The organism is Paenibacillus dauci (assembly GCF_000971985.1).
Taxonomy (GTDB): domain Bacteria; phylum Bacillota; class Bacilli; order Paenibacillales; family Paenibacillaceae; genus Saccharibacillus; species Saccharibacillus dauci.
In genome coordinates this window covers 293,892-319,585 of record NZ_KQ040799.1, presented here as the reverse complement: position 1 = coordinate 319,585, position 25,694 = coordinate 293,892, and the positions used below count along the sequence as shown (strand labels likewise).

Sequence of the window (25,694 nt, the reverse complement as noted above, 5' to 3'; positions counted from 1 at the left end):
AATGAATGAAGTGAAAATACCCAAACGGGTCACAACGGCACTGGTAAATTCCTTTGCTGCCGGTGTAGTCCCACGGATCGGACTGGAGCATATCGCAGTCGGTCGTAAATATGAAGTGGAATCCATTTTGCGTGAATTGGAAAATGTAGCCGATGGTGGCGCCGCATTCAAGTTGATCACTGGGCGCTACGGCAGCGGTAAAAGCTTCCTGCTGCAGATGATTCGCAATTATGCGATGGATCGCGGATTTGTCGTGGCAGATGGCGATTTGTCTCCCGAGCGGCGCCTGACCGGTGCCAAAGGGCAAGGACTTGCCACCTACCGGGAACTGATGATCAATTTATCGACTCGCACACGTCCGGATGGCGGAGCACTGGAATCCATGCTGCAAAAGTGGATTTCCAATCTGCAGCAGCAGGTTATGGAAGACCATCAGGTCTCGCCGGATGATCCTTCGATCGGTATCGAGGTGCAGCGCCGTATTCATGCGGTGACTGCAGAGATGGAAGGCTGGGTACACGGTTTTGATTTTGCCAAAGTATTGTCTGCCTACTGGCAGGGCATCCGGCTGAATGAGGATACCCTCAAGCAGTCTGCCCTGCGCTGGCTGCGCGGAGAATACCAGACACGAACCGAAGCACGCCGAGAATTGAATGTAAGTGTCATTATCGATGATGACGGCTGGTATGATTATATGAAGCTGTGGGCGGAATTTGCTGCCCGGATTGGCTACAAGGGACTGCTGCTGTTCGTCGATGAAGGCGTGAATTTATATAAAATATCCAATAGTGTTGCCCGTCAGAGCAATTACGAGAAGCTGCTGACGATCTTCAACGATACGATGCAGGGCAAAGCCGGTCATCTCGGTGTGTTCGTTGGCGGTACACCGCAGTTCGTTGAGGACCCGCGCCGCGGACTGTACAGCTACGAAGCGCTGCGCTCCCGTCTGGCAGAGAGCCGGTTTGGCAGCAGTGGTACCAAGAATTTTGCCGGTCCGGTTATTCGGCTGGAGATGCTGTCGCATGAAGAGATTCTGCTTATGCTACACAAGCTGCAGGATATTCACTGTCAGCATTACAAGTATGAAAGTGTGCTGGAACAGCATCAGCTGGTCGCCTTTATGCAGACAGCGGTATCGCGGCTGGGAGCGGACGAGCTACTGACCCCGCGCGAAGTGGTACGGGACTTTGTGGACCTGCTGAACACGCTGCATTTTAATGAAGAATTGACCTTTGACGGACTGCTCGGCGAACTGGCAGCAGCGCCTGCTCCGGTATATGCTGGTAACATCGATCGCAATGATCCCGATATGATTATTCATCCCGGATCTTCTGCTGTGGCAGGTGGCAGTCGTGGCGCAGTCGCCCAGCGTGGACCGGCTGCAGCCAGTCCTCCGGATGAAGTGGATGATTTTCTGGCGGAGTTTGATCTGTGAGCGGGCATCCGTTTTACCGGCTCGCGCCTTTTATCCAGGAATATATTTACCGCAGCGGCTGGAAAGAGCTGCGTGAAGCCCAGGTCGAAGCCTGCCGGGTGCTGCTGGATACACCGCATCATCTGCTGATCGCTTCGGGCACAGCCTCCGGCAAAACAGAAGCTGCCTTTTTCCCGGCGCTGACGGCACTGTATGAGCAGCCGTCCCGTTCGGTCGGTATTCTGTACATTGGACCGCTCAAGGCGCTGATCAATGACCAGTACGAACGGCTCAAAGGGGTACTGCGCGATTCGGAGATTCCGGTCTGGCACTGGCACGGGGATGTGCCGCAATCGCACAAGACCAAGCTGGTGCAGAATCCGTCCGGCATTTTACAGATTACACCCGAATCGCTGGAAGGGCTGCTCATGAACAAGCCCAATGCCATTCCGGCATTATTCGGTGATCTGCGCTATATTGTAGTGGATGAAGTTCATGCCTTTATGGGAGCAGACCGGGGAATCCAGGTACTGTCGCAGTTGTCCCGGATTCAGCGGATGGCAGGCTGTCGTCCGCAGCGGATTGGATTGTCTGCGACACTCAGCGATTACGAGAGTGCCTGTCACTGGCTGTCTTCGGATACCGGTCAACCGGTCGAAGTCGTCTCGCCGCAGGGCTCGCGCAAGCTGCGTATCAGCATCGAGCATTTTTCCTTTCCCGATGCACGTAATGAAGAGCAGGCCCAACAGCTGGAGTATGCGCAGCAGGCGTATCACAACTTTATCTACGATCAGACCCATCACAAAAAGGCGCTCATCTTCACGAACAGCCGCTCGGATGCAGAGTATCTGACACTGGAAATGAGACGGGTCGCTGCCAAGCGGCAGGAGCCGGATATTTTCCATGTGCATCATGGCAGTATCTCGGCGATGCTGCGTGAGGAAGCCGAAGCTGCGCTGCGGGAAGGGTATGGTCCGGCAGTCGCAGCCGCGACATTAACATTGGAGCTGGGAATCGACCTCGGTGAACTGGAGCGGGTCATTCAGCTGGGAGCGCCGTATTCATGCTCCAGCTTTGTTCAGCGTCTGGGCCGCTCCGGCAGACGGGAAGGCTCTGTTTCCGAGATGATCTTCGTCTGTCCGGAGGAAGAAGACGAGCAAGCGCAGCTGCCGGCGCGGATGCCATGGATCATGCTGCGCGCGATTGCAGTTATCGAACTGTATGTCAAAGAGCGGTGGGTCGAGCCGTTCAGCGCACGCAAGCTGCCGATTGGCATTTTGTATCACCAGACGATGAGTACGCTTAAAAGTATGGGTGAAGCAGAACCTTCCGAGCTGGCACGCGCGATTCTGACGCTGCCGCCGTTCCGTCATTTTACGGTGGAGCAGTATCAGCTGTTCCTGCAGTATTTGCTGCAGCTGGATCATATTCAGCGCACCGAGGAAGGCACGTTGATCGTTGGTCTGGCCGGAGAGAAGATCGTGAATAATTTCCGCTTTTATGCGGTATTCAAGGATGACGAAGAGCACTCCGTCTATAACGGATCAGAAGAGATCGGTTCGATTACGACCGTTCCGCCGCCGGGCTACTGCTTCTCGCTCGCCGGCAAGCTGTGGAAAGTGGAAGAGGTTGATACCCGCCACAAAGCGGTCTACGTCAAATCGTCCAAAGGCAAAGTCGATACGCTCTGGCTTGGTGCAGGCGGTGATGTGGATACCCGGATTATGCAGAAAATCCGTGATATTCTGGCATCGTCCGATATCTACTCCTATCTGGCACCCAATGCCGCTTCCCGATTGGAGAGAGCACGTCGCCTAGCCAGAGAAACCGGACTGTTGGAACAGATCGTGATTCCGGCAGGTGGCGATTCTTGCTTTATCCTGCCATGGGTAGGCAGTAAGGCATTCCGTACACTGGAACGCCTGCTTAAGAACAATCTGTCCGAACGTCTCGCTCTGCGCGCCGTTACACCGATGGAGCCGTATTATCTGGTCGTCTCCGGTAAAGCAGATGCCGCCGAGATGCTGGCGGAGATTATCGCCGAATGTAAACGGATCGATTATCCCGAGCAGCTGCTGGCGGATGAAGAAGCTCCGTATCTTGGCAAATATGATGAGTTTATTCAGCCGGGACTTGTTCGGCAGGCTTTTGCCATGGATGGTCTGGATATGGAAGGACTGCGCAGCGGGCTGAATCTGCCGGGGGTGCAGATCAATCTGATGCCTGCGGCAAACGAAGACACCAATGAACCTATAAATGAACACAGTAATGAACCTATACGCGAAGAAGCTGGAGAGTATTGATCTCCAGCTTCTTTTTTGGTTGTGTGCTATAAATAAAATGGTTTAGAACAACGTAGTCACCAGTGGCATCATACGCGCTGCTAGCTGCTGAGAGGTCTCCCGTGCATTGCTACGTTCCTGGCTCCAGCGCAGCGAGGCACCGTATAGCGACCAGCTGATCATGGTAGCAACTACTTTTAACTGGGCAGGCTCCTGCTCCGGCTGCTGCTTGGTCAGCTGGTCCAGTATGTATTCCTCCAGCTGGATCTTTACCTGCTTTTCCATCATCTGACGCACTTCGGGATTGTTGCGGTGGCATTCATTGGCCGAATATTCATGGTAATCGCATAGCGCGCAGAGCAGTAGAGTGAGAGATTCCGGCTGTAATCCGTTATGGGTATCAATACCTTTGTAAATAAGCTGGATCAGCTGGCTATTGATCATGTCATCCATCAGTTCATATTTGTCCGTGTAATGAGTGTAAAAAGTTACCCGGTTAATCGTAGCATGACGGGTTATATCACTAACGGTAACCTGCTGAAAATCGCGGGTACGCAGCAGCTCCAGAAAGGCCTGCTGGATCAGCTGGCGAGTCCGGATGACCCGCGGGTCTTGAGCGTTGGGGCGAGTCGAGAGAGTCAAGTTGGCGTCCTCCTTTGTCTATATCCAATAGTCTTCTGCCTAAACGACAGATACAGAGTAGTGTTTACTTAAACGACAGATCATGGATTTTGTTGGTTGTACTGGGCATGTGTCGCTTATACAATAAGCACATAACCGATCAGGTTGCATGCGCCTGCTGAGGAAATACTGCTATCCCAATACTTACTTTTTAATACTAATTTCCCAAAAGTAATGATTATAGTATAAACGAAAATGATGCCGGAGGTAGAATAAAAATGACATTTACCGAAAATAATCTGCAGGCTGTTCCCGCTCCTGCTGTCGCAAAGCTGTTTGAACCTTTTCGTTATGGACCGCTTGAATTATCCAGTCGGATCGTAATGGCGCCGATGGCGCGTGGATTCTCCCCGAATGGTGTACCTGGACCCGATGTAGCCGATTATTATCGCCGTCGTGCCGAACATCAGGTAGGGCTGGTTATTACCGAAAATATATCGATCCCGCATCCTTCTGCCAATCAGGACCCGACGATTTATCCGGACTTTAATAGTGAGGAAGCCCGGGCAGGCTGGAAGCATGTAGTGGATGAAGTGCACCGTGTCGGCGGGAAGATTATTCCGCAGTTGATGCATACCGGAATAGCTAGAGCAGCGATCCCACAGCTGGATGGAGCCGCACCATCGATCAGTCCGTCCGGTCTTGATGTAAATGGAGAGCAGCAGGGTGAGCCGATGACCGTAGAGGAAATCCAGGAAGTCGTAGCGGCTTATGCAGAAGCGGCTGCCGAGGCGCAGCGATTGGGATTTGACGGGATCGAGCTGCACGGAGCCCATGGTTATCTTATAGATCAGTTTCTATGGGAAGGTACGAACCACCGCACCGATGAATATGGAGGCAGTATTGCCAAGCGCACCCGATTTGCTGCCGAGGTCATAGCAACCTGCCGCCAGGCGGTCGGGCCGGATTTCCCGATTATTTTCCGCTTTTCCCAGTGGAAATTCCCGGTGTATACCGCCCGGCTTGCGCAAAATCCGGAAGAGCTGGCAGAGGTGCTGAAGCCGCTGGCAGCAGCAGGCGTAGATATTTTCCATGCATCGACCCGCCGTTTCTGGGAGCCGGAGTTCGAAGGCTCATCCTTGAGCCTGGCTGGTTGGGCCAAGCAGATTACCGGCCAACCGGCAATTTCTGTAGGCTCGGTCGGACTGCAGCAGGACTTTGCTGGCTTTATGGCAGGAGAAGGCTCCGAACCGTCGAGTCTGAATGATCTGACAGAACGAATGGCTACAAGCGAATTTGACCTGGTCGCTGTAGGACGTGCACTGCTTGCCGATCCGGCATGGGCAGTCAAGATTCGTGATGGCCGCGAAGATGAGCTGAAGCCGTTTCATCCTGATGCGATAGGGACTCTTTATTAAAATGTTTGTCTAAGCAAAAAGCGACTGGAGTAGGATTCCAGTCGCTTTTTTGCTTTGATGATGGCAGAAATAATGAGGCCTAAGCAGCTGCTATACTCCTGCTGAAGATAAAGTGGCTTCAGAAGTGGCTATCAGTCGTCTGCCACGATAGACGGCTTGGACATAGCATGAATCAACCAGCAAACAGGGTCGAAAATGGATAGCCAGTCTATTCGTTAATACGCACAGCCGCCTGTTTATCCCTCTTCTGTAAAATAGTCCAGCACCATGCATCCGGCTCCCTGTGCCACAATATCGTAGGCTTCGGTAGATGGGTGAATCTGCACATGGCTGTTCGGATAATGACGCAGCCGACTCTGCGCGGTAGCCGAAGCCACTTCGTAAAAAAGCGGCTTGGGCACCAGTGTGCCTCCAAATATAACCACATCCGGTCGCAGCATAAAAATAAGATTGCTCAGACCAATGCCAAAATAATAAGCCGCATCCCGGATGACTTCAAGACAAAGTGGATCTTCCCGCTCCAGTGCATCCAGCACATGATGAAATCCGATCTCTTCGATATCCTGATGCTCATGGTGCAGCATGGATACATGACCACGCTTGATCCGGCGCACCACTTCATCCCGAATTGCCGGCAGGCTGCTGTACGCCTGCAGACAACCATATGATCCGCAGCTGCAGCGATGCCCGTGGATATCCACAATCATATGTCCAAAAGAATCATCCATCTCGGTGCTGCTGCTGACCATCCGGCCCTGCACAATGGTTCCGCAGCGGATACCAATATCACTGGAGACGAATACAAGACTACCCGACTCTTTCCAATAATGAATCCGATACTCTGCCAATGCTGCCAGTTGGGTGCCATTATCCAGCAGCACACGGATATGGGTTAACTGCTCCAGCTTCTCGGTGATAGGCAGTCCATCCCATCCGTCAGCCGGGAACAGATTGGCCTTGCAAAGAATACCCTGCTCCCGGTCGATCGGGTCCAGTACCCCTACCCCGATGCCCAGCAGCTGCTCGTCATGGATCGTATGGCTGACTCTCCAGTCCCGGACACAATCGGCGATAAAGTTCAGTGTATATTCACCGGTACAGCGGGCATCCATCTGCAGTTTGGCAGTATCCAGAATATTCAGCTTGAGATCCAGCAGCAGTACGGTAGTATACAGACTGGTAATCTCCACACCGATCAGATAGCAGGCGGTTGGCTGGATAACATACATGAGCGGACGGCGTCCACCGCTGGATTCGCCGATCCCGCTGTCGTAAATCAGACCTTCCTGCACCAGTTCCTCCAGCAGCCGCGCACAGGTCACACTTTTGTATCCTGTCATTTCGGCTAGTGTATGTATACTGACAGGTCCCAGTTTGCGTACCAGGCTATAGAGAAGTTTGAGATTTTTGAGCTTTGGAGAGGTAGAACCGATAAACTGCTTTAACATGATAGTCCTCCATATTGTGGATTTGCCGAAGTCAGGATCATTTTTGTTTGATAGGAATCGATAGGATAACAAGAAAATCATGACTTATCATCAGTAGTTACGAATATGTTTTTATTAATTTTATATATAGTTTGTTTTATTTGGATGATATTCAGATAAATAAATTTATTTCAGCTGTTTATTAATATATAAAAACCGCGCTTTTTATATATTATATATAAAGTTCGTTTACATCCATAATTTTATCCATTAGACTGAATAACGTCGAGTATAACGTATAGAGCAGTCATCCAGACGTAATTATACTATTCAGATAATGGAGGAATATAGCATGCATAATCTACAGGATATTCAAGAGACCAAAGATTTTATTATGAATCAGACAGCACACCGTCCTACAATCGGTCTTATTCTCGGATCAGGACTGGGTGCTCTGGCAGATGATATAGAAAATCCACTGATTATTCCGTATAGCGAGGTTCCCCATTTTGCCAAATCCGATGCTGTGGGACATGCCAATGAGCTGGTGATTGGACAATTGATGGGCAAAACGGTCATTGCCATGAAAGGCCGCTTCCATTATTATGAAGGCTTTACACTGGATGAGGTGACATTCCCGATACGGGTTATGAAAGCTCTTGGTGTAGAAAATGTAATCATCACCAACGCCTGTGGCGCAATAAATACAGACTTCCAGCCGGGAGAACTCATGCTGATTACCGATCATATCAATCTGGTAGCAGCCAACCCGCTGATCGGTCCTAATAATAATGAACTGGGTACCCGCTTTCCTGATCTCTCCAGAGTATATCATCCCGAGCTGCGCCGGATAGCGACCGAAGTTGCGCAGGAGATGAATCTCTCGTTGCAGCGGGGCGTATACGCATGGTGGAGCGGCCCAGCTTATGAGACACCGGCAGAGATTCGCATGATTCGTACGATGGGGGCAGATGCGGTGGGCATGTCGACCGTGCCGGAAGCGATTGTGGCCACCCATGCCGGTATGGGCGTACTCGGCATCTCCTGTCTGACCAATATGGCCTGTGGTATTCTGGACCAACCGCTGAACCATGAAGAAGTTATCGAAGTAGCGGGCCGGGTCAGAACTAATTTTGTCCAATTGATCAAAGGAACTCTGGAACAAATGGGAACTCTGGAACAAATGTAATCATAGTGAAGTGCTGAAGAGGAATTTCTTCGTAAGATTCAAGATGGGGTGAAGTGTTGAAAGGTATGATTTATATTTTACTGGGTGCCTGCAGCTACGGCGTGCTGTCTACCTTTGTAAAATTGGCGTATCATGATGGATTTATCGTCAATGATGTTGTAGGCATACAGATGCTGCTGGGAGCGCTACTGTTGTGGGGATTTCTGCTTATCAGCCGAAGTCGCAAAAAGAACAGTCCACCCCGATATGCCGCTGCCAGCCGAAAACAGGTTTTTCTGTTAATTGTGCTCGGTTCTACTACAGGGCTAACAGGAATGTTCTATTATCTGGCACTGCAGTATATCTCCGCATCGCTGGCGATTGTACTGCTGTTCCAGTTTACCTGGATGGGCGTACTGGCCGAGGCTATCATCAGTCGCAGACTGCCGGGTGCAGGCAAATTGCTGTCACTGATCCCGCTGCTGATCGGTACACTGAGCGCCACCAATTTGTTGGCAACCGGATTCGGCGGCATTCACTGGCTGGGGTTCCTGTACGGTCTGCTGGCTGCTGTCTCATATACTATCTTTATCCTGCTAAGCGGTAAGGTAGCGGTGCAAGTGAATCCGATATTCAAGACTGCGCTGATGGTGACCGGTGGATTTGTTATCTGTACGATCGTGCTGCCACCGGCATTTCTATTGGATGCCCGGTTGTTTATGGAGCTGGCGCTGCGATACGGGCTGGCACTGGCGGTGCTCGGACCGTTTCTGTCCACATTGATGTTCTCCAAAGGAGCACCGTTGACCGGGTCCGGCATGGCCTCTATTCTGGGGGCTGCAGAGCTGCCTACTGCTGTCCTGATGTCGGCGGTAGTGCTTCATGAGCATGTCGGTCTGCCGCATTATATCGGTATGCTGCTGATCGTGCTGGGTATTATTTTCCCCGAGATATGGAAAAGGATATCGCTACGCAGATCACTGCCGTCTCTCAAATCGTCTGACAGGTAAGAACAATCCTATACAATATACGCAAAAGCATCTTTTATAGTCATCCAGGATAAATATACCGGTATCCGATCCGATAACTATAAAAGAGGCTTTTTTGTTGTATACAAAAGAAGAAGGATTATAAAAGTTGACAATATACTTTCACTTAAATATAATCTACTTATTAAAAGTAAGTTAACGACCATAAATGTATTTGCTATGACAAATAAAGATACTGAAAAACGTCAGAGAAAGGAGAATCCGATGGATCTGAATACACAGGTCTGTATTGTAGGAGCAGGTCCTGGTGGAGCCTTGCTGGGTTATCTGCTGGCTGCCCGGGGTATATCTGTTATTCTGCTGGAACGTCATGGACATATCGACAAAGAGTTCCGCGGCGAACATCTGAATACAACCGGGGAAGCCATTCTCCGCGAGCATGGATTATATGATCAGGTAGAAGAGGCCGGACTGCTGGAAATGGAGCGTGTAGAATATTTTCAGGAGGGGCAGATCATCAAGAGTATCCTGCCTGGACCGGGGGAGCGGCACACCGGTATTCACGTGCCGCAGAAAAATCTGCTTCAGGTTCTGCTCGGACAATCCTTGAACTTCCCCAACTACCGACTTATGATGGATACAACCGTTACAGAGCTGATCCGGGAATCGACAGAAGGGCCGGTGACCGGTGTGCGGGTTCGTCATCACGGCGAAGAGTGGACGATTCATAGCCAGATCGTTATCGGAGCAGATGGCAGATATTCGACGGTACGCAAGCTTGCCGGTATTCAGACAACCATTCTCCGGCATGGATTTGATCTGTTATGGGCACGTATTCCTGCGCCGGATGGCTGGCCGCCTACGGTACGCATGGCTTTGGCACAGGATGCCCAGCTGGCGCTATTTTCCCAGCATGGCGGATATATCCAGGTCGGCTGGAATATTCCGCAGGATACGTATCCACAGCTGCGCAAGTCGCCGGTAGATCCATTTGCGCAAGCATTAATCGATGCTTTTCCGCAGCTGCAGACTACGGTGCACAATCATATCCGTTCCTGGGACGATTTTGTACTGCTTAAGGTACAGAGCTGTGTATGCGACACCTGGGCACAGTCGGGAGTGGTTATTATAGGCGACGCTGCCCATACATTCAGCCCAACTGGTGCTATCGGTGTGAATAGCGCGATGCAGGATGCCCATGTACTTGCGCCACTGCTGCTGGAGGCGCTAGAAGCAGAGGACATGAGCGTAGAGCGTCTTCAGGTATTTGAACAGCTGCGCCGACAGGAGACTGCAAATGAACTGGACAGCCAATTTACGAGAGAAGCCGGTTTTCGTGCTCATTTCCCAACCTATCATTCCTCAACCTAAATCATGATCCAATAGACATCTATCGACGTATTTACAAATACAGCATTCCCAATTCCGGAGGTAATCCATATGATCAATCCTAAAATTGCAGCGGCACTCCAGAATCATATTCAAATCGTGCCAAGCGGCGAAAAATCGATTTATCTGGTCGGCCCGATCCGTCTGCCGGTGAACCTGGACGGTGAGACGGTAGTTTTCCAGTGGTACTGCTGGCTGCGCTGTGACAGTATGCCGGGTGCCAACTGTGGCGACCGCAATTACGACCATGCCGCTATTATAGAGATGCTGTCTTCTTCCAATCTGGCAGAAGCCCAGCAGTCGAGTGTACTTGTCTATGGTGATTTCCAGGGTTCACCGGATGCACTGATCCGGATGCACAGCATCTGTCATACCGGCGATATTTTTGGCAGCAAGCGCTGTGACTGCGGTTACCAGCTCAAACAGTCCATGAAAATGATCGCGGCTCACGGATCAGGTGCGCTGTTCTATCTGGCGAACCATGAAGGACGCGGCATCGGTCTGTTCAGCAAAGCGATGGCCTACGTACTGCAGGAGCAGGGGCTGGATACCGTAGAAGCCAATCTGGAGCTGGGCTTTGAAGATGATATGCGCAATTATGACGATGCGATTGCGGTACTGAATCAACTGCGTCAGCTGCCGGTTACACTGATCACCAACAATCCGCGCAAGCTGGACGCGCTTCAGCGCTCCGGTGCAGAAGTGAGCGGACGTGTACCGCTGTGGGGCGACATTTCCGAATTCAACGAAAAATATCTGCAGACCAAGGTAGACCGCTCAGGGCATTTTGGCAGTGGACCATTGACTCAGGCGATTACGGATTAACCCTATACAACCGGAAGATCGAACTGCATTGTTCACGGAACATTCATGCAGCAGAACTTCCGGTTGTGTTATATTTCTATAAAGTATAGGTAGTATCGTTTAGGTTTATGTCACTTTATAATTTAAAGTGTATATAAATGTGATATGGTAGAAATAGGAATCGTTTGGTAAAATTCGTAGACAGAGTATTAGATGACAGACTGCACAAATAGAGACTAAACAGATAGATCGTTGCAGCTGTTTCTTCAAGACATCGCGGCAGGAGGTGAGTTTCTTGGAAGAGCTTAAATTGATTGAAGCATGCATCGAACAAGAGCGCCGGGAACTTAATGAAATGGTACAATTTTATGACCTTCATGACCACCGCGTATTGGACCAGTCGAGAAGAGTAGACACCATACTTAACCATTACAATCATTTGAAGCAGGCATTATTAGGTACTCGAAGTTCAATCGTAGGGTCATAAGTAATCAAGCAGGGAATATAAGTGGTGGAGTAAATTATACTTATAGCTTGGGATCTAATCGGGAATAAATAGCGCATTATGGATAGGCCTCCGTGTAAACGGGGGCTTTTTTATATCTATCGGCCAGTAAGAATGGCTAAAAGGTGAAAAAGAAAGAGCAAAAATGTACATAGAATAGGAGCCACATTAATCAGACCGCAAAAAAGACACACCGGCATATGCACCGGTGTGTCTTTGGTATTGTAGTTGAAGCCAGGAATGATTAGAAGTTGAAGTTGTCCGGATCCGGACCAGTACGCTCGTTTTTGTTGAGCGCGTTCAGTTGATCCACTTCGTCCGCTGTGAGCTGGAAGTCGAAAATGTTCGCGTTATCCACGATACGCTCTTCTTTAACCGAACGGGTCAGTACGACCACGCCTTTGTCGAGTACCCAGCGCAGCAGCACCTGTGCAGGGCTTTTGCCGTATTTCTCGGCAATAGTAGTTACTGCTTCATTGTCGAACAGCTTGCCTTGTGCCAGTGGGGACCATGCTTCGACCTGAATCCCTTTTTGTGCACAATAGTCGAGCAGTTCATTTTGCGTCAGCAGCGGATGGAATTCGATTTGATTGACAGCCGGTACTACTTCTGCGTCTGCCAGCAGATCGTCCAGATGATGCGGCTGGAAGTTACTTACGCCGATGGCACGAATACGGCCTTCTTTGTACAGCTTCTCCATGGCGCGCCAGGAATCTTTGTATTTGCCTTTGACCGGCCAGTGGATCAGGTACAGGTCCAGCACATCCAGACCGAGCTTCTCCATGGTGGAGTCAAATGCAGCCAGAGCGGATTCATAGCCCTGGTCACCATTCCAAAGCTTGGACGTAATGAACAGATCTTCACGGGCTACACCCGATTCACGGATGGCTTTACCCACACTCTCTTCATTCTTATATGCGGCAGCAGTGTCGATAGAGATATAGCCTGCTTTAATAGCAGCAGTGACGGACTTTGTCGCGTCTTCTCCTTCTTCTACCTGCCATACGCCTAGACCGAACCATGGCATTTCGACACCATTGTTCAGTTTTTTGGTGGATCGGATATCAGTAGTCATGATTGAATTCCTCCTCAGTATGCTAAGATCGCTTCTTATAAATCATACCCTATTTCATAGTTATTAATCGATAGCACGTATATTTTTGTCATTTGTCGTCTCCGGATAAATGTATCCGCGGCTGCCAGCACCAAATCCGGTGTACAGCAGACTGGCTGCAGCAGCGAAGAGCAGCATCAGTGGAACCGTCCATGTACCGGTCGTATCATGCAGAATACCGAACAGGGTCGGGCCGCACGCCGCCAGCAGATAACCGACAGACTGGGCCATACCGGATACCTCGGTGGCTTCCTCCGGCGTACGGGTACGCAGATTGAAGAACATCATCGACAGACTGAAGGCTGCCGCTCCGGCAACACCGAGCAGAATCAGGCAAAAGGCAATCCAGCCCATATGTCCACTGCCCATCATAATGCCGAGCAGGGCGATCAGATACAGCACTACGGTTCCGAGCACGAGTACCCGTTGGGTTTTCAGCCGGGCAGCCAGAATCGGAATAATAAAGTTAAACGGCAGCATCGAGAACTGCATCAGAGACAGCATATAACCGGACTGTACACGGCTCATGCCCTGTTCTTGCAGAATATCCGGCAGCCAGGCGATCGATACATAATAGATCATTGATTGCAAACCCATGAAAAAGGTGATTTTCCAGGCAATCGGAGAGCGCCATACACTGTGGCCGGATGCATGCGAACGTGCAGCCAGCTTGGCGACCTTGTTGTGACGAAGCTGCGGGATCCAGCAGAGCAGGGAAGCCATTGCCAGCACGGTCCAGGTCAGCAGGGAACCCTGCCAACCCAGCCCAAAATTCACGGCCAACGGCAGACTGAGCGCCGAGGCAATCGCTGCAAAGACGTTTGTACAGATCGAGTAGACACTTGTCATAATACCGATCCGGTGCGGGAATTCCCGCTTGATCAGACCGGGCAGAATCACATTGAGTACGGCAATCGCAAGCCCGGTCAGGAATGTTCCGGTAATCAGCAGACTGATACCGCCGAACGGACGCATCCAACCGCCGATCACCAGAATGATCATGGCAAAGAAAATAATTTTCTCCATACCATGGCTGCCTGCCAGTTTGGCGACAAACGGAGACAGCAGCGCAAAGGCCAGCAGCGGAATCGTCGTCAGAAAACCGGCCATGGTATTGGATACGGTAAAGTCCTGCCGCATCAATTCCAGCAGCGGACTGAGACCTGTAATCGGTCCCCGCATATTAATAGATACAAACAGAATACAGAAAACGAGAAAGGCCATATTCCGTATCGATACGGACGAGCCGGGTGTTTCAATAGTTGTCTTGTGCATTGCTTATGAATTCCTTTCGAAAAGAATACCTGTGAAATGAGAAATGTAATCGTCCACAATGGAGGCCGCCTGATCCGGCTGCTGCTCACGGATTGCCTGGATAAGATCGCAGTGTCCGGTATGGTAGCGATCATTACTCATCTCGGTTGTACTGAGGATGGACATCTGGATCTGCTCAAATAAATTAGCGTACAGATCGATCAGCAGTCCATTATAAGATGCGGCTACAATCGCCTGATGCAGCTTCATATCCGCTTCCACAAACGCCTCTACATCGCCCGCTTCGGTATGCTGATGACATAAATCCGCATACTGATCCATCGCCTGAAGATCTTCGTCGGTACGCCGCAGACAGGCTAGCCGTACGGCTTCCCGATCCAGTGCATGACGCACTTCCATAATCTCGACCATCGTCGAACGCTGCACACGCTTTTGCAGAACCGAACTGAGTTCACTGCTTGCCGTCACAAAGGTTCCGTCTCCCTGCCGGGTAGAGAGCAGGCCCACATGCACCAACGCCCTTACCGCTTCACGTAACGTATTGCGGCTGACCCCAAACTGCTCCATCAGTTCCGCTTCCCGCGGAATCCGCATGCCAATCTCCCACTGTCCATCTTTGATCCGCTGTTCAATCTGCGCATATACCTGATCGACCAACGACTTTTTCTCCAATTTGTCAAACAAAACACTCACTCCTAAAGGTAGGATGATTGGTACATTGGCTATTCTATAAGAATCTTCTGCATTACGCAACTTAATTTGGCGGTGGGGTTACTGTGGTTTGGGGTTCAGCCGCTGCAGAAAGGAATAAGGGCACGTCCTCCGATTAAGCCTGGAGATTCTTGAAGTGGATATTGGGAATGAGAATCTCCAGGCTTAAATGTCGTCCTTTGCCCTTATTTCCTTTCCTCCGCTCCGTATCGCGATGTGACTATGTCAAAGAGGTAATCCCTTACCAAGGGGGAAGGGAGAACTTAACATTTATAAACGCACTTTTTGGCAATCAGTAATAAACAACTAATAATTCGTAGATAACAATCAATCAACAAAAACTAACATTCAAAAGCCAATAACTAACTAATAAAAACCAACAATCAATAGACAACAATTAACAAACAAAAAAATAACAACCATCTGTCCATAAACAATAGCTAGTAACCAATAACTAACAACTAACAATCAGCAGTCAATAACCCACAACCTAATGCCAAACTATAACGAGTCTCTGTACATCTTTCGTCTATAGCCTTGCTTCCCGGCCGCTCCCCCTAATAAAAAGGAATTTAAATCTTTTCTGGAATGCGGCGAAGGGAGAGGCGGGCACGAAGCGGAGGGAATGGAATCCTTCTAAAGCCATCCTTTAAGAACGGATATCTACTGCTGAAAGCAGTTATTCCAGATATCCGTTCTTAACAGAGGGCGACAGAAGGATCCATTCCCGCAGCGCTGTTCCCCATCTCCACCCAACCCCATCCACAAATTTAAATTCCTTTTTATTTAATTTTTACATAAAAGAGGAATACGCTAGATAAAAACGAATTATGATAATTAAGAATCAACTGTTGTATCGTTTGACCATTTAGCCAGAGGAGGAACGTATATGCAAAATGCAGTATCCCGAAGGTTTCACCTGATTTTTCTTGCCCTGATGCTGACAGCGGTATCCTTGTTCGGAGGTATGCCCGGTTCCAAAGCAGAAGCAGCAACGACGCTGACTGTCGCACAGGCGATCCAGTCGCAGACAGCAGGTACGATTACAGTTACCGGAGTTGTGGTAGGACATGCGAGTGGTGCACAGACCGCTGATTTCAGTAGTCCATTTGCCAATGACTATAATCTGCTGCTGGCAGACAGCAAAGGTGAGACCAGCAACAGCAAGCTGCTGGATGTACAGATTCCGAGCAGCTTCCGCTCCCAATTTGGACTGCAATCCAATCCGGGGCTGATTGGTCAGACGATTACAGTGACAGGTACAGCGGGTACATACAATAATTATCCCGGTGTAAAAAGCCCGACGTCCATGACAGTAGGCGGTACAACGCCAACCGAGCCAACAGAACCGACACCGGGTACACCGGGCACAGGAACAACATTGCCGGATGGCACAGGCAAAAAAGTGCTGTTCGACAATACGCATGGACAGACTGCCGGAGCGGCAGATTGGGTAATCAACGGCGGATTCTCCGACTTTGCCAGTGGGCTGCGTGCTGTCGGGTTTACCGTGGAATCCCTGGAACGTCCGATTCCTTACACATTTGGCGAGCAGGCGATCACGTATGACAAGCTCAAAAATTACGATGTATTTGTTCTGGCTGAACCGAATGTTCCTTTCAAATCGAGCGAACAGGCAGCGATGCTGCAGTATGTCAAAGCAGGCGGCAGTATTTTCTTTATCGGTGACCACTACAATGCCGACCGCAACAAAAACCGCTGGGATGGTTCTGAATCAATGAACGGTTATCGCCGCGGAGCTTACAGCAATCCGGCCAAAGGCATGACTGCAGAAGAAGCAGCTTCTCCGGCAATGCAGGGTGTGAGCAGCTCTGACTGGCTGGGCGCGAACTTCGGTATTCGTTTCCGTTATAACGCGCTGGGCGATGTGAACGCGACAGATATTGCCGCATCCAACCAATCGTTTGGTATCACAGCAGGTGTGAAATCGGTAGCCATGCATGCAGGCTCTACGCTGGCTATTCTCGATCCTAGCAAAGCCAAAGGGATTGTCTACGTACCATCCGGCGTCTCCAAATGGGGTAACGCGGTAGATCAAGGCGTATATAATGGTGGCGGACGCAGTGAAGGCCCGTATGCAGCAATCTCCAAAGTGGGTGCTGGTAAAGCAGCCTTTATCGGGGACTCTTCTCCTGTTGAAGATGCATCACCAAAATACCTGCGTGAAGAGACAGGCGCATCCAAGAAAACCTATGATGGATTCAAAGAAGTGGACGATGCCACACTGCTCGTACAGACAGTGAGATGGCTCGCTAACAAAGAAAGCTATACCAGCTTCAGCAGCGTCAGCGGTCTGACTCTGGACAGCCCGACGCCACTACTGCCAATCGAGACACCTGCTTCTTCTACAGAGCCGCAGGCAGAACCATGGGCAGCTCCGCAAGCAGGCTACAAATGGTATGATCCAAAAACCTATAAAGCCGGTTCTTACGGTGCCGCTTCCTAAGCCAAATCGTCAAGTGGCACATACAGACAGCTTGGGGTCATCCGGCAGCAAGTACATCGCTGCTATAACTCTTCCTAGATCGCGTAACGTTTCCAAGCGTTTCTGAGGACAACTGGACACACCACAAAACAGCCTCTTTCCCTGTAGATCTACAGAGAAAGAGGCTGTTTGTTATGCGCTAATTTCCTTCATTACTCATCGTATATTGCCTGATATCGTCAGAAGTATATTTGTTGTCGGTAGAGCTGCTTTTACATCAGAAAAGTCCCAATCACAAAGGAAATACCGATGATCAGCGAGCGCAGCAGCTGTGCCATAGCCATATTGCCATTTTTGATCTGTTCGCAGACTTTGGTGCTAGGGGTAATCAAATCAAATATGATGTATACCAGACATAAAATAACGATGCCGACGGCGGACCAGATAATAACGTCCAACCAGTTGCTTGAGTTAATGGATACCAGTCCAACGATAATGCAGAGACCGAGCAATTTGCTGCCCATATACATTCCTGCGGCTTCATTGCCTTCGGCGATCTCCTTGTTATCGTTATAGCGGGTAATTAGACTGAATATGTAATAGCCGACCAGCAGTACGGCGAATAGAATAACCAGTCCAATCCCGACATGCAATAAATCTGTTCCAAAATGTCTCAACATTAACCCTCCTGTAAATGAGATGCTTTTGTGCATCTTGTATGATTGTGCAGTTATGCGGTATTTTAATCTGTTCAATAATCCGGTTTAGTCCATGCAAGGATACCGTTCAATACAGACCGAATATTAATCCTGTACTCTTTCTGGAGCAATGGCTGCTGCGCAGTAACAGGCCAGATTGTCGGTTACTTTACCACCAATCCGTGGCAGCAGTCCGGCAAAGGTACCACCGATCACAAAAGCTCCAGTTAGCAGATATCCCTCATGCGTACCGGTATCCGTCACTGCCCGAATCGGCTCCATTGTATGCAGCTGCTGATAGATTTTGGGCTGCTGCTCGTAATAGGCAGTAATAGCTTCTGCGGTCAGCCGTTCTTGTTCAGTCACATCAGGATCAGTCTCGGTGTGCTTGGCATCCCGAGAATTCTCGGGCACAGCATTGCTGCCAAAGCGCATGTTCGAAGCAGTCTGCTCACCGGAACCCTGCAAGCTGGAAACCTCATTTTCTGCATCTGCTCTGTCTATCGCCAGATCTTTTTCCTGCGGCAGCTGTTCTGGCTCAGCCTGCTCAATGAGCCGGGTGCCCTGCCCTTCACGTCCAAAGTACCCTTTGGATACATACGGGATACCACTCTGCCGAAACGGCTCATCCGTGAAATAGGTCGGTAGCAAATACTGGCTGATCCAGCTGCATTCCTCAGCACTGTACAGGGTGAATCCGGCATAATCCTGCATCTGGTCATTGCGCTCATACAGCGACCATAGCGTCGCCATAAATCCTTTGCTCTGTGTAAGAATATGCTGCGCCGGATTGATCAGACCAAGTCTTCCATCGGCAACGAGCTGCAGCAGATCTTCCCCGACTGCCCGGCCGGTATCTTCTTCCCGATCCTCAACCAGATATTCAAGCGGGTAGAGGCGGTACAGGATTGTAATCTGTTCCTCCTGATAATACAATCCCTGCTCTGGCACGATAGTCAGCTGCTCCAGCGGCACATAGGCGGCATGGATTCCGGCAGACTGGCATTGTTCCAGCAGATACATCGTATTCATCCGGTCTTCCTCATGCCAGTCATAGCTGGTGAAATAAATCTTCGGTCCGAGACCATGCTTCGAATAATAAGAGAATGCTTCCCGAAACATATGCTGAATCTGTGTATTCATTTTATCCGAAGCGGGCAGCAGTCCGGGTGCATATCGAAGCAGTTCTTGTTCGAGAACAGCAACCTCGGGTACACCACTCGGAGTATCGGTATTATTTTCTATACATTTCAGTTCGCCATCCGGGCTGATAATCCAGTCCAGTCGGGTCAGTCCATCCCATGGGATCGACTGCCGTGCTGTATGGGCGAGTAGAGGATGGATGCCCAGCTGCTCAACCAGATACTCGTCTGGCAGATATTCCTGAATAAAATGCAGTGTCTTACGGTATAGATGATCGACCCGCTCGGACCCCAGCCGTAGCTGTTCATATTCATCGGCAGTATAGATTGTCATAGCCGGCAGACAGTACGGCTGTCCATACATGGCATGGTAAGGGATACGACGGGCAATCTCGCCGGTAAACAGTTGTTCCCGGGATAACGGGATAGTGAATGTCTTGCGCATAACCGTTACCCTCCAAAAAAGGAGCTGGACGATCCGCTGCTGCCAAAGCCGCTATGCGATCCGGATGAGCTGCTTTTGTGGGAAGAGCTATACCCGCCAAAGAAGTAGGACCCTCCATGGCTGCCACCGCTGTAGTTATCATCACAGTTGTATGGATTGCCATTCTGGTCATATTGGCAGTAATCGTCATCGTCTCCGCAGCCGGTCAGTGCGACAGGCACGACCAGCATAAGGGAGAACGCCGCCATACGTGCTTTGGAGCCAAGCGTTCGAGCCGGCTTGTCCGTAGAAGGATGCGAGGCAGCAGACATCTCTGCCAGTGTGCCGGTAATCTCCGGTAGCGGTTCGGGCTTGCCTACATGAGCCATGGCAGTGGATGATGGATGCATGGAACGTATTGATGGGTCCGGCAGCTGGGTAGAAGGTTGGTTCTGTGAATTGTTCGTCATCCGTATCTCACCTCACTCAGGAAAAACATGACTTTCTGGCGATCTGCATCCAGTACCGTATAGAGCATATCGTAGGTTACCCCATTCTCTACCCAGTAATGATCCAACAGCCGACGGGCAATATCCAGTGCAGCCATGGAGTAATCATAGCCGCTGATCCGCTCAAAGCTGTCCCCATTCCATACCCAGTATTCGGGCTGCAGAGAAGAGGGATAATCCTTTTGGCCGGTAATGATGCGGGCGAGACTTTTCTGATACGGATAAGGCAGTTCCTCTGCGAAAGGACGGGCATATACAATATGCTGCCCGGTGTCTTCGGATTCATGGGAGATATGTACCCAGATCCGGTGATTCAGTTTGATAGCGTCTACAAGCTTATGCACAAAAAGCTCATCCGAATTCATGGACGGATACTCGTGAATCCGGCCCAGTTCGAGCTGTTTGTCCTCTGACCATTCTATGTATCGTAGAGGATATTGCATGATGTTCACTCCCTTTTAAATCTTTCATTTCAAGTACACCCATGTTTACGCATTCTGTCATAAAAAGATGCACAATTTCCATTTTCCGATAAAAAGCCCTAGTTGCAAACAGGAAATATTAACCAGACTGATTCTATAGGTGGATTAGGTACAGATATACTAGCTAATTATACATAAAGAAAGACAGGTTACAGCCTTATGACTCACTCTGCACGACAACTGGTTTTCGCTATTACCGCAAGGTTGCAACCTGTACCTTGATCCGCTGTATAATGGACGCAACAACGTTTCTGGCATGGGTGGTGAACAAGCCCTGCTTTCCTTGGATGAACGTCTGTCTCTTGTGAATAACAGGGAGGTATGGCAGATGAGAATCAAATCAATCCGAAATAGAACCGTTTCCTCAGAACCCTCTATACAGCGCAACCATAGCAAAGAGATGACCCGGCAGGAATGGTGGGGACTGGCTGTGCTGCTGGTTGCAGGGCTGGGAATACGGATAGGGTACGGTGGACGATACGCCGGTTTTGTAAGCGATCAGGAACTGTTTGTGCAGTGGATGAATCAGGTGAGAGAATATGGACTCGGGAGCGTCTATCTTCATAATAGTGGCATCAATTATCCGCCGCTGTTTCTCTGGCTGCTTAGCGGATATGGAGCACTGATGCAGCTGCTGGGCATCACTGTAGACCCTGGGTCACTCTCTTATAAAAGTATTCTGATCGTGCTGGATATGCTGGCGCTGGCAGTAGTAACAGGGTGGTCGGCAGGAAACGCGGATAAACGTCTTCGCTGGCTTGCCTTAACAGCGTTTGCGCTGAATCCGGTATTGATCGTCAATAGTGCAGTTTGGGGACAGGTGGATATTCTGAATGGTATGCTGATGGCCGGTTCGCTTGTCCTGCTGCTTCTGTCTCCGCTGGGAGCAGGTATTCTGTTTGCACTGGCACTATTGACCAAGCTGCAGTCGATTATTATTGCGCCGGTGCTGGGTATGTATGTGCTGCGCGAGCTGCGGAACAGACGATTGCTTCCGCTGCTGTGGATCGTTATCGGCGTATGTATTCCTTTTGTTGTGACGAGCCTGTATTTTGCCAGTTACGGCAGCATGCAAGCGATGATCCGGGCAGCCTATCTGAGTGCAGTCGGTATGTATACCCAGGTCACGATGAATGCACTGAATATCTGGTATTACCTGGTCGGCACTGCACCGGATACGAGCGACACGGTGCAGTTAGTAGGAATTCTCTCGCTGCGCAGCATCGGATTTGTGTTACTGCTGCTGGCTGTTCTCTATGCAGGTGTGTATTTGTGGAAGCTGCGCACGATAACTACCGCAACGCTGCTCAAAGCAGGGGTATGGGTATCTTTTGCCTTTTTTATGCTGCCGACAGAGATCCACGAACGGTATAGCATTCCTGCACTGATCCTGCTGCTCTTCACCGCCATGCTGGATCGGAAGTGGATTGGCCTGGCAGCTCTGCTCAGTCTGACAATCACCTATAATCTGTGGAAGGTCGTAAACAGCCAGCTGGAGGCGACCGGGGGCATGTTCGTCGCCGGTCTGCATGTGATTGCACTGATATGGATGGCGATGCTTATGCTACTGGAACTGCGTAATAATAGAAATAATGCCAAACTACATTTATAAAAATGGGAGAGTCATTATCCCCATTGGTATGGGAGAAATAAATATGCCGCACAGTAGAGCAGACAATTGGATTTCTAAAAAGAAGCTTTACTGTGCGAAAGTTTAATTTTAATCGAGAAAGGAGGCAAATTATTCATGAGACAAGTGAAAGCTGGTACATTGGAACGAGTCCCGGCAATGGCTCGGCTGATCAGCGAACTGAATTCCGATTCGGCTCACCATGTGGGTTACTGTGGAACAGAGGAAGAAGAGATCGAACATTCCATCCAAGAAGAATTTGGAGAATATGAATTGGATCATTATGTCACGCTTCTGTATGAGCAGGAGCAGCTGATCGGACTGCTGCTGCTCGATGCCGATGAAGAAGAAGGACAGGCTGAACTCTGGGGACCTTTTATCATAAAAGGTGATTGGGGTGAATGGCAGACTGCTGCCGATCAATTATGGGCAGCATCTCTCGCTAAATTATCCCCTTCTATTCAGAAGATTGCCGGATTCTATCATATACATAATCATCATGCTTTTGCCTGGATGGAGACCAAACAAGCTGTAAAACAAGGACAACATACTATATTGAAGCTGGAAGAATTGTCCGGACAGCAGCTCGTTATCGACCAAATAGATAACCAGAAGCTAAAGATTGTTGATATCGGAGAAATAATGAGTAGTTCTTCCGAGCTGCCCATACCAGCTGAGCTGGACGCTATTCTCTCTTCATTCTATAGTCTGCATAACGAATGTTTCCCATCCACTTATTATGATTCTGGGGTCATTTTGAGCCGGCTGGCTGAAGACAATCGCTTGTTTATATGCTTGTACGCAAATGAGCTTGCTGGTTATGTCTATCTGGAGGGAAGTCGTGAATTTCGGGAAGGACAAATTGAATACATTGCTGTAAGACCAGATCGTCGGGGCCACCGAATTGGATTATACCTGCTTCATCATGCTTTGCAGCATCTATTTGGATCTATCAAGGTTAAGGAAGTCTCTCTCTGCGTCAATAACAATAATCCTGCAGCGATAAGTCTATATCACAAAGCTGGATTCCATACAGCAAGCGAATTGCAGTATATCAGCCTGCATCGCTAATTAGTAATAAAGACATCAAAATACTACCAAATAAAGAATAGGCTGACGTCACGCACCGATTACCGTGCAAACGTCAGCCTATTCCTTACCTGCATCCTGCTGTCCTGTACTGACAAGCTTCTGTAGGCAGTTTTATTCCATCCTATACTTCCATCCGAAGTATTTAAATTGGTGGATTGTTGTAACACTTGCGGCACACCGGATAATAACTCTCGTTGCCGCCAATCTGGATCTGTTCTCCCGTATATACCGGGTGCCCATCTTTCATGCGCAGATTCATAGTGGCTTTGCGTTCGCAGAACCAGCAGATCGTCTTCATTTCCTCAATCTTGTCCGCATATAGCAGCATATACTTGCTGCCTTCGAACAGATGATTCTGAAAATCATTTTTCAGTCCAAACCCCATGACCGGGATATTTAGTTCGTCCACGATACCGACCAGCTGCAGCACCGCTTCCTTTTTGAGGAATTGGCATTCATCGATCAGTACACAGGAAGGCTTGGGAGTATAATTCTGGACAATCGTATAGATGTCCGTATCTTCATGAATAGCAATAGCCTGACGACGTACACCGATCCGGGAGGAGACGTAACCCATCTCATCGCGCGTATCCAGCGCCGAGGTGAAGATCAGGACATGCTTGTTTTGCTCTTCGTAGTTATGGGCAACCTTGAGAATCTCGATCGACTTGCCGCTGTTCATTGCGCCATATTTAAAAAATAACTGTGCCAATGGGAAAAAAGCCCCTTTCTCAGTATCATTTGCTCTGTCAGCCTGATCTATTGTAACAGGAAATACTTCAGAGACCAATGCTGTACTGATCAGATAGAGGCTTGTTTAAGCAGATATTCCAGTGCCGTCACCAGACGATGCAGATGCTCGATCTCGTCTGGCGTACAGTCGCGCGGCGGCTCTTGCAGCACAATCATTAGAATATCTCCGCATACCGTATCCATCTCTTTGTAGGAGAAAAGCAGCGCCAGTCCTTTGATGGCATGCGCGTGACGATGAATAGCATACTGGAGTCCCGATATACCGGCTTGGGAAGAATCTTTATAATAGTCATGAAAAAGGGTGCGCAAATCAGCCATTTTCAGTTCGGCGTCCTCAAGAAAACGAATACGGGTCTGTTCCATCATTCGCTCATAGCGATCTGCTTTGGACATAGGAGTTCCCTTCTTCCATGATAGGTGTACACGATATGCATCGTAATCCTGAAGCATTTCAGCCCTAAGGCAATCAAAATGGAGAAATATCAATCTGAAAATAGGTGGATATACGGTGATATGAAATACTTCTCGCAAATTCCAAATATAGTAAATGGTCAATCCTCATTTTATCATAATTATAGAGGGTTCGTGAATTGAAGAGAATAGTAAATACATCAAATTTTAATTAATTTATAAGAAAAAAATGAATTTTGAATTAGTGGTTGAATACCCCCATAGGGTATGTTAGGATGGATTTATAGGATTATTTATTCTTGCTGTCTGATAGCTGGATACAAGTGGGAAATAACAGAGGGGGCCATGCGATGGAAGAAACAGGAATGATCCGGGAAGAACATCAACAGGATACAGCGCTGGCAGATCATACGGAGTGCAGCAGCACCCGGCGCAGTCATCATTCCGACGAGATGAAGACCAACATGGTTCGCCGTCTTAACCGGGTCGAAGGACAGATTCGCGGCATCAAGGGCATGATCGAGAAAGATACGTATTGCGATGATGTGTTGAATCAGATTGCAGCTGCACAGTCCGCCCTGAATTCAGTCGGCCGCCTCCTGCTGGAAGGTCATATGAAGAGTTGTGTAGTCGAACGTATTGAAGCTGGCGAGAATGAAGTGATTGACGAGCTGCTGATTACGATTAATAAATTATTGAAATAACATCCATTCCAAATGGATGAAGAACCTATACATTTTAAGGAGGAATACCCATGACACAAATGACACAGGTTACTCTCGAAGTAGAAGGCATGTCCTGCCAGCACTGCGTAAAATCCGTAGAAGGTGCACTTGCAGAGATTGGCGCCAATGGCAAAGTGAATCTGGAAGCCAAGTCTGTAGATATCGAGTATGATGCGCAGCAGCTGGATGTTGTGAAATTGACAGAAGCGATTGAAGAACAAGGATATGATGTGGTCTCCGCTGGAGCCTGAGGCCTCTATCGATT

24 protein-coding genes are annotated in these 25,694 nt (G+C 49.3%); 13 read left to right on the top strand and 11 right to left on the bottom strand.

What is annotated here, in order from left to right:
- Position 1 precedes the first annotated feature (1 nt).
- Together WH46_RS04875 and WH46_RS04870 are read left to right on the top strand one after the other, a co-directional pair.
- The gene (locus tag WH46_RS04875; protein WP_046225916.1) at positions 2-1,435 is read left to right on the top strand and encodes an ATP-binding protein; all 1,434 of its coding nucleotides are present in this window, start codon (positions 2-4) and stop codon (positions 1,433-1,435) included.
- Positions 1,432-3,717, top strand: a complete 2,286-nt coding sequence (locus WH46_RS04870) for a DEAD/DEAH box helicase (protein ID WP_046225915.1) — start codon at positions 1,432-1,434, stop codon at positions 3,715-3,717. Before WH46_RS04875 ends, WH46_RS04870 begins: the two co-directional genes overlap by 4 nt.
- 42 nt (positions 3,718-3,759) lie before the next feature.
- Here WH46_RS04870 and WH46_RS04865 read toward each other — a convergent pair whose 3' ends face one another.
- Positions 3,760-4,338 carry a TetR/AcrR family transcriptional regulator gene (locus WH46_RS04865; RefSeq protein ID WP_046225914.1) on the bottom strand — a complete coding sequence of 193 codons (579 nt, stop codon included), beginning with the start codon at positions 4,336-4,338 and terminating at the stop codon, positions 3,760-3,762.
- 257 nt (positions 4,339-4,595) lie between these two features.
- Here WH46_RS04865 and WH46_RS04860 point away from each other — a divergent pair, with 257 nt between their 5' ends.
- The gene (locus WH46_RS04860) at positions 4,596-5,735 is read left to right on the top strand and encodes an NADH:flavin oxidoreductase (RefSeq protein ID WP_046225913.1); all 1,140 of its coding nucleotides are present in this window, start codon (positions 4,596-4,598) and stop codon (positions 5,733-5,735) included.
- A gap of 236 nt (positions 5,736-5,971) precedes the next feature.
- Here the strand turns inward: WH46_RS04860 and WH46_RS04855 are convergent, their stop codons facing one another.
- Positions 5,972-7,183: an ROK family protein gene (locus WH46_RS04855; protein ID WP_046225912.1), complete on the bottom strand. Its 1,212-nt coding sequence runs from the start codon at positions 7,181-7,183 to the stop codon at positions 5,972-5,974.
- A gap of 331 nt (positions 7,184-7,514) precedes the next feature.
- Between WH46_RS04855 and WH46_RS04850 the strand changes: the two genes are divergently transcribed.
- The 5 genes from WH46_RS04850 (at position 7,515) to WH46_RS04830 (ending at position 11,999) form a co-directional block, all read left to right on the top strand.
- The gene (locus WH46_RS04850) at positions 7,515-8,351 is read left to right on the top strand and encodes a purine-nucleoside phosphorylase (RefSeq protein WP_046225911.1); all 837 of its coding nucleotides are present in this window, start codon (positions 7,515-7,517) and stop codon (positions 8,349-8,351) included.
- Positions 8,352-8,416: 65 nt separating this feature from the next.
- A complete protein-coding gene (locus WH46_RS04845) occupies positions 8,417-9,340 on the top strand; it encodes an EamA family transporter (RefSeq protein ID WP_231584291.1) in 924 nt (307 codons plus the stop codon).
- Between the two features lie 243 nt (positions 9,341-9,583).
- On the top strand, positions 9,584-10,690 hold the full coding sequence (locus tag WH46_RS04840; protein ID WP_046225909.1) for an FAD-dependent monooxygenase: 1,107 nt from the start codon (positions 9,584-9,586) through the stop codon (positions 10,688-10,690).
- 69 nt (positions 10,691-10,759) lie between these two features.
- Positions 10,760-11,533 carry a GTP cyclohydrolase II gene (locus tag WH46_RS04835; RefSeq protein WP_046225908.1) on the top strand — a complete coding sequence of 258 codons (774 nt, stop codon included), beginning with the start codon at positions 10,760-10,762 and terminating at the stop codon, positions 11,531-11,533.
- 274 nt (positions 11,534-11,807) lie between these two features.
- Positions 11,808-11,999, top strand: coding sequence for an aspartyl-phosphate phosphatase Spo0E family protein (locus WH46_RS04830; protein ID WP_017814027.1), 192 nt, complete (start codon positions 11,808-11,810; stop codon positions 11,997-11,999).
- Between the two features lie 262 nt (positions 12,000-12,261).
- On the opposite strand, the gene WH46_RS04825 is transcribed toward WH46_RS04830, so the two are convergent.
- From WH46_RS04825 to WH46_RS04815, 3 genes are all read right to left on the bottom strand, one after another.
- Positions 12,262-13,092, bottom strand: a complete 831-nt coding sequence (locus WH46_RS04825) for an aldo/keto reductase (RefSeq protein ID WP_046225907.1) — start codon at positions 13,090-13,092, stop codon at positions 12,262-12,264.
- A gap of 63 nt (positions 13,093-13,155) precedes the next feature.
- Complete coding sequence (locus WH46_RS04820) at positions 13,156-14,406, bottom strand: CynX/NimT family MFS transporter (protein ID WP_046225906.1); 1,251 nt, start codon at positions 14,404-14,406, stop codon at positions 13,156-13,158.
- Positions 14,407-14,409: 3 nt separating this feature from the next.
- Positions 14,410-15,090 (bottom strand): FadR/GntR family transcriptional regulator, encoded by a 681-nt coding sequence (locus tag WH46_RS04815; protein ID WP_046225905.1) that lies wholly within the window; start codon positions 15,088-15,090, stop codon positions 14,410-14,412.
- A gap of 964 nt (positions 15,091-16,054) precedes the next feature.
- Here WH46_RS04815 and WH46_RS24480 point away from each other — a divergent pair.
- Positions 16,055-17,584, top strand: coding sequence for a DUF6359 domain-containing protein (locus WH46_RS24480; protein WP_407944397.1), 1,530 nt, complete (start codon positions 16,055-16,057; stop codon positions 17,582-17,584).
- A gap of 251 nt (positions 17,585-17,835) precedes the next feature.
- On the opposite strand, the gene WH46_RS04805 is transcribed toward WH46_RS24480, so the two are convergent.
- The 4 genes from WH46_RS04805 to WH46_RS04790 all read right to left on the bottom strand — a co-directional run bounded on the left by WH46_RS04805 (position 17,836) and on the right by WH46_RS04790 (position 20,779).
- On the bottom strand, positions 17,836-18,243 hold the full coding sequence (locus tag WH46_RS04805; protein WP_036630090.1) for a DUF350 domain-containing protein: 408 nt from the start codon (positions 18,241-18,243) through the stop codon (positions 17,836-17,838).
- 123 nt (positions 18,244-18,366) lie between these two features.
- Positions 18,367-19,848, bottom strand: a complete 1,482-nt coding sequence (locus WH46_RS04800; RefSeq protein ID WP_046225904.1) for a glutathionylspermidine synthase family protein — start codon at positions 19,846-19,848, stop codon at positions 18,367-18,369.
- Positions 19,849-19,853: 5 nt separating this feature from the next.
- Positions 19,854-20,297: a hypothetical protein gene (locus tag WH46_RS04795; protein WP_017814034.1), complete on the bottom strand. Its 444-nt coding sequence runs from the start codon at positions 20,295-20,297 to the stop codon at positions 19,854-19,856.
- Positions 20,294-20,779, bottom strand: a complete 486-nt coding sequence (locus tag WH46_RS04790; RefSeq protein ID WP_046225903.1) for a hypothetical protein — start codon at positions 20,777-20,779, stop codon at positions 20,294-20,296. The genes WH46_RS04795 and WH46_RS04790 overlap by 4 nt, the downstream gene beginning before the upstream one ends.
- 367 nt (positions 20,780-21,146) lie before the next feature.
- Between WH46_RS04790 and WH46_RS04785 the strand changes: the two genes are divergently transcribed.
- Both WH46_RS04785 and WH46_RS04780 read left to right on the top strand, forming a co-directional pair.
- Positions 21,147-22,430, top strand: coding sequence for a hypothetical protein (locus WH46_RS04785; protein ID WP_082208307.1), 1,284 nt, complete (start codon positions 21,147-21,149; stop codon positions 22,428-22,430).
- Positions 22,431-22,565: 135 nt separating this feature from the next.
- Positions 22,566-23,519, top strand: coding sequence for a GNAT family N-acetyltransferase (locus WH46_RS04780; protein WP_046225902.1), 954 nt, complete (start codon positions 22,566-22,568; stop codon positions 23,517-23,519).
- Between the two features lie 163 nt (positions 23,520-23,682).
- Here the strand turns inward: WH46_RS04780 and WH46_RS04775 are convergent, their stop codons facing one another.
- A complete protein-coding gene (locus WH46_RS04775; RefSeq protein ID WP_017814038.1) occupies positions 23,683-24,252 on the bottom strand; it encodes a thymidine kinase in 570 nt (189 codons plus the stop codon).
- 89 nt (positions 24,253-24,341) lie between these two features.
- Positions 24,342-24,686, bottom strand: coding sequence for an Hpt domain-containing protein (locus WH46_RS04770; protein WP_017814039.1), 345 nt, complete (start codon positions 24,684-24,686; stop codon positions 24,342-24,344).
- A 368-nt stretch (positions 24,687-25,054) separates the two neighbouring features.
- On the opposite strand from WH46_RS04770, the gene WH46_RS04765 reads away from it, so the two are divergent.
- Entirely contained in the window at positions 25,055-25,408 is a 354-nt protein-coding gene (locus WH46_RS04765) for a metal-sensitive transcriptional regulator (protein ID WP_269430596.1), read from the top strand.
- A 59-nt stretch (positions 25,409-25,467) separates the two neighbouring features.
- A complete protein-coding gene (locus WH46_RS04760) occupies positions 25,468-25,680 on the top strand; it encodes a copper ion binding protein (RefSeq protein ID WP_026136279.1) in 213 nt (70 codons plus the stop codon).
- Positions 25,681-25,694: the final 14 nt, after the last annotated feature.

Coding starts and splice junctions, on each gene's coding strand:
- WH46_RS04835 (WP_046225908.1), top strand. CDS start 10,760: ATGATCAATCCTAAAATTGCAGCGGCACTCCAGAATCATATTCAAATC.
- WH46_RS04785 (WP_082208307.1), top strand. CDS start 21,147: ATGAGAATCAAATCAATCCGAAATAGAACCGTTTCCTCAGAACCCTCT.
- WH46_RS04800 (WP_046225904.1), bottom strand. CDS start 19,848: ATGCGCAAGACATTCACTATCCCGTTATCCCGGGAACAACTGTTTACC.
- WH46_RS04790 (WP_046225903.1), bottom strand. CDS start 20,779: ATGCAATATCCTCTACGATACATAGAATGGTCAGAGGACAAACAGCTC.
- WH46_RS04805 (WP_036630090.1), bottom strand. CDS start 18,243: ATGTTGAGACATTTTGGAACAGATTTATTGCATGTCGGGATTGGACTG.
- WH46_RS04765 (WP_269430596.1), top strand. CDS start 25,055: ATGGAAGAAACAGGAATGATCCGGGAAGAACATCAACAGGATACAGCG.
- WH46_RS04850 (WP_046225911.1), top strand. CDS start 7,515: ATGCATAATCTACAGGATATTCAAGAGACCAAAGATTTTATTATGAAT.
- WH46_RS04855 (WP_046225912.1), bottom strand. CDS start 7,183: ATGTTAAAGCAGTTTATCGGTTCTACCTCTCCAAAGCTCAAAAATCTC.
- WH46_RS04795 (WP_017814034.1), bottom strand. CDS start 20,297: ATGACGAACAATTCACAGAACCAACCTTCTACCCAGCTGCCGGACCCA.
- WH46_RS04770 (WP_017814039.1), bottom strand. CDS start 24,686: ATGTCCAAAGCAGATCGCTATGAGCGAATGATGGAACAGACCCGTATT.
- WH46_RS04875 (WP_046225916.1), top strand. CDS start 2: ATGAATGAAGTGAAAATACCCAAACGGGTCACAACGGCACTGGTAAAT.
- WH46_RS04845 (WP_231584291.1), top strand. CDS start 8,417: ATGATTTATATTTTACTGGGTGCCTGCAGCTACGGCGTGCTGTCTACC.
- WH46_RS04760 (WP_026136279.1), top strand. CDS start 25,468: ATGACACAGGTTACTCTCGAAGTAGAAGGCATGTCCTGCCAGCACTGC.
- WH46_RS04840 (WP_046225909.1), top strand. CDS start 9,584: ATGGATCTGAATACACAGGTCTGTATTGTAGGAGCAGGTCCTGGTGGA.
- WH46_RS04825 (WP_046225907.1), bottom strand. CDS start 13,092: ATGACTACTGATATCCGATCCACCAAAAAACTGAACAATGGTGTCGAA.
- WH46_RS04820 (WP_046225906.1), bottom strand. CDS start 14,406: ATGCACAAGACAACTATTGAAACACCCGGCTCGTCCGTATCGATACGG.
- WH46_RS04780 (WP_046225902.1), top strand. CDS start 22,566: ATGAGACAAGTGAAAGCTGGTACATTGGAACGAGTCCCGGCAATGGCT.
- WH46_RS04860 (WP_046225913.1), top strand. CDS start 4,596: ATGACATTTACCGAAAATAATCTGCAGGCTGTTCCCGCTCCTGCTGTC.
- WH46_RS24480 (WP_407944397.1), top strand. CDS start 16,055: ATGCTGACAGCGGTATCCTTGTTCGGAGGTATGCCCGGTTCCAAAGCA.